Here is a 3,849-nt window from a genome sequence, read left to right on the forward strand (position 1 = left end):
CCCGGCCCCGGTCCCGGGGGCCCCCGCCCCCGCGCCCCCGCGGGGCCCCCCCGGGGGGCCCCCCACGGCGCTCAGGCCGGGCGCAGCCGCAGGGTCAGGATCTGGAACGGCCGCAGCGAGACCGCGCACGCGTCCCCGTCCGTCGTCACCTCCCGCAGCGGACGCTCCAGCAGGTCGGTGAGGTCCGCCCGGCCCACCGGGAAGCCGAGGCCGACCGTGGCGTCCGCGCGCCCGCCCGCCGACTCGTAGAGCCGCACCACCACGTCCCCGCTGCGGTCGTCGGCGAGCTTCACCGACTCCACGGTCACGGCAGGATGGTCCGTGGCGACCAGCGGTGCCAGCGCGGGGGCGTCCGCCGTGCGCAGCGGCAGATTGAGCGCGAGCCCCTCCCGTACGGCGTCGGTCACATCGGCGCCCGGGTGGAGCGCGTAGCTGAACCGGTGGGTGCCCAGGTCCGCCTCCGGGTCCGGGCTGTGCGGGGCGCGCAGCAGCGTCAGCCGTACGGTCGTGCCCAGCCCGTCCCGGTGCTCGGCCCGCGTCACATCGTGGCCGTACGTCGAGTCGTTGAGCACCGCGACCCCGTACCCCGGCTCGGCCACCCGCAGCCAGCGGTGCGCGCAGATCTCGAAACGGGCCGCTTCCCAGCTGGTGTTGGTGTGGGTCGCGCGGTGCACATGGCCGAACTGGATCTCGGCCGTGGACCGTTCGGCGTGCACATCGAGCGGGAAGGCGGCCTTGAGCACCTTCTCGGACTCCTGCCAGTCGACCTCCGTGACGACATCGAGCCGCGGGCTCTCCGCGTCGAGCCGCAGCTCCTGGGCGATACGGGAGTCCCCGGAGGTCCGCACCACCCGCACAGCGGCCCGCAGTGGCCCCTCGGCGACCACCTCCACCGAGTCGGCGGTGGTCAGGTCGGTGCGGCTACGCCGGTAGTGCCGGTCGATGTCCCAGGCGTCCCACTGGTTGGGGTGGTCGGGGTGCAGCTGGAGCAGGTTGCCACGGCTCCCGGGCGCCAGGACCTCACGGTCCGCCGTCAGATCGCGTACCGAGGAGAGCAGCCCGTCCGCGTCCACCGTGACCCGCAGCAGGCCGTTGTCGAGCACGGTCGACGAGCCTTCCCCCGTCACCGTCACCGCTGCCGCCGGGGCGGCACCCCCGGCCGGCGCCGATCCGAGCGGCGGTACGTCGGCGAGGACGAGCCCGTCGTCCGTGGAGTCTCCGCCGCCCGCCGTGGGGACGACCTCGCGGCGGGCGTACGGAGAGGGATTGAGCACCGCTCTGGGAGCGTGGGTGTCACTCGACGGCCTGACGTCGGGCCCGAGTTCGAGCGCCGAGACCGCTCCGGCGATGATCGCCTCCAGCTCCTCCCGCACCCCCGCATAGGTCTCCCGCGCCTCCCGGTACACCCAGGCGATCGAGGAGCCCGGCAGGATGTCGTGGAACTGGAGGAGCAGTACGGTCTTCCAGATCCGGTCCAGCTCGTCGTACGGGTAGGCGTACGCAGCGGACCGCAGCGAGGCCACCGTGGCCCACAACTCGGCCTCTCGCAGCAGGTGTTCACTGCGCCGGTTGCCCTGCTTGGTCTTCGCCTGTGTGGTGTACGTGGCGCGGTGCAGCTCCAGATAGAGCTCGCCGGACCAGACGGGCGCCTGCCGCCCGTACTCCTCCTCGGCCGCCGCGAAGAACGCCGACGGCCTCTCGATCTCCACGCGCGGTGAGCCCTCCAGATCCCCGAGCCTGCGCGCCTTCTCCAGCATCTCGCGGGTGGGGCCGCCTCCGCCGTCGCCCCACCCGAACGGCACCAGGGAGCGCGTCGCGCGGCCTTTGTCCGCGAAGTTCCGCTCAGCGTGGGCGAGTTCGGAGCCGTGCAGCATGGAGTTGTAGGTGTCGACGGGCGGGAAGTGGGTGAAGACCCTGGTGCCGTCGATGCCCTCCCACCAGAAGGAGTGGTGCGGCATCCGGTTCGCCTGGTTCCAGGACAGCTTCTGGGTGAGGAACCACCGGATCCCGGCGAGCTTCGCGAGCTGCGGGAAGGCGGCCGTGTAGCCGAAGGAGTCCGGCAGCCAGATCTCCTCGGTGTCGACGCCCAGTTCGTCGGTGAAGAAGCGCCTGCCGTGCACGATCTGCCGGGCCAGCGCCTCACCGCCCGGCAGATTGGCGTCGGACTCGACCCACATGGAGCCGACCGGCGCCCAGTTGCCGTCCGCCACGGCCTTCTTGATGCGCTGCCAGATGTGCGGCTGGTGCTCCTTGACCCAGGCGTACTGCTGGGCCTGCGAACAGGCGAAGACCAGCTCCGGGTAGTCGGCGGCCAGCGCGGTCACATTGGCGAAGGTCCGCGACGCCTTCCGTACGGTCTCGCGCAGCGGCCACAGCCAGGCGGAGTCGATATGGGCGTGGCCGGTGGCCGAGATCCGGTGGGCGCCCGCATCGGCGGGCCTGGCCAGTGCGGGCGCGAGCGCCTGCCGCCCGGCCGCCGCCGTGCCCGGCACATCGTGCAGGTCCAGCGCGTCCAGCATGTCCTCCAAGGAGCGCAGGATCTCGTGGTGTCTGCTCCGGTCGGCCGGTAGCTCGCGCATCAGCTCGGAGAGCACCTCGATGTCGATGACCAGCTGCCAGACGTCCTCGTCCAGCACGGCGAGATCCGCGGACGCGAAGCGGTAGAGCGGTGTGTCGCCCGCGGTCAGTACGTCACCCAGCGGCGTCGGTTCGAAGCCGTGCCGCAGCACCGCCGGGTTGGCGGCGGCCTCCAGCAGCAGACGCACCTCCTCCCCGCCTGCCGCGGGCGACGCCACGGGCACATGGCGGTTGCGCGGGTGGATGCCCTTGACCGGCACGCCCGCGGCGTCGTGGATCATCCCCTCGGCCTGGAACCCCGGGCCGTCGCCGGTGAATCCCAAGTCGATCACGGCCTCCACCCGGCGGCCGGCCCACGCGTCCGGAACGACGCCCTCCAGCCGGAACCAGCTCGTCGACCAGGGCCGGCCCCACCGTGTCCCGGCCGTAAAGGGCTCGTACGTGCCGCGCAGGGCCTCCGCCACGGGCACCGGCTCACCGGGCACATGCCAGACGGACAGGGTGAGCCCCGCACGGGCCGTGTACTGCGCGGGGCGGATGAACTGGTGCAGGGCCCGCTCCAGGCGGCCCTCCACCAGCGATCGGTCGTCGTGCATCGCGGCTCCTACGGCGTCGGCTCGGCGTGACGTTCCCCGCTTGCCTTCCCCGGCGGAGCGCACGGCACCCGCCCGCGAGGCGTGAGCACCCGCCTGCCGGGCATGCATGGGCTGAGGCCGTTCGAGGGGGACAGGCCACTACGAGGTGCAGGCGGGGGATATGACGGGGCGTCACAGTGGCATGCGTACCGCACCGGACCAGTGCGGCCAGGGCACCGGCACACCGGAAGGGCGCCGGAGCGGGCGGCTGCGCCGCAGACTCGGCCGGGGGGACCTGCCCGCGGTGAAGGACGTACGGCATGGGCTCAGGGAGCTGCTGCGCAGATGCGGGAGCCAGAGCAGCGCCGATGTGGCGGAGCTGCTCACCAGCGAGCTGGTGACGAACGCGCTGATCCACACCGACCGGGGAGCGGTCGTCACGGCCGGTGTCGGCCCGGCCGGGCTCCGGGTGGAGGTGCGGGATTTCATGAGCGGCCGGCCGGAGCCGGCCCGCGCCGACGACGAGAGCACCCACGGCCGGGGGCTGGTCCTGGTGCAGGCCCTCGCGGATTCCTGGGGCGTACGGACCCATGAGGTGGGCAAATCGGTCTGGTTCCAACTCGAATGGGGGGTCGTGGGGGGTTATAGCCTAGTCCGCAGGGTGGGCGCACACAACCACACGGGGGGGCTGGCGCTC

At 72.7% G+C, this 3,849-nt stretch carries 2 protein-coding genes; one reads left to right on the plus strand and one right to left on the minus strand.

Annotated elements, in window-relative coordinates; all coding sequences use genetic code 11:
• Positions 1–71 precede the first annotated feature (71 nt).
• Positions 72–3,173 (minus strand): alpha-mannosidase, encoded by a 3,102-nt coding sequence (locus ACFXBC_RS01050; RefSeq protein ID WP_385016978.1) that lies wholly within the window; start codon positions 3,171–3,173, stop codon positions 72–74.
• A gap of 160 nt (positions 3,174–3,333) precedes the next feature.
• Between ACFXBC_RS01050 and ACFXBC_RS01055 the strand changes: the two genes are divergently transcribed.
• On the plus strand, positions 3,334–3,849 hold a 516-nt coding region (locus ACFXBC_RS01055; RefSeq protein WP_385016981.1), incomplete at its 3' end, for an ATP-binding protein.

The organism is Streptomyces sp. NPDC059398 (assembly GCF_042751845.1).
Classification (GTDB): Bacteria; Actinomycetota; Actinomycetes; order Streptomycetales; family Streptomycetaceae; genus Streptomyces.

Bases quoted from the DNA above. Each gene is read 5' to 3' on its own strand.
- ACFXBC_RS01050 (WP_385016978.1), bottom strand. From the start codon at position 3,173: ATGCACGACGACCGATCGCTGGTGGAGGGCCGCCTGGAGCGGGCCCTG.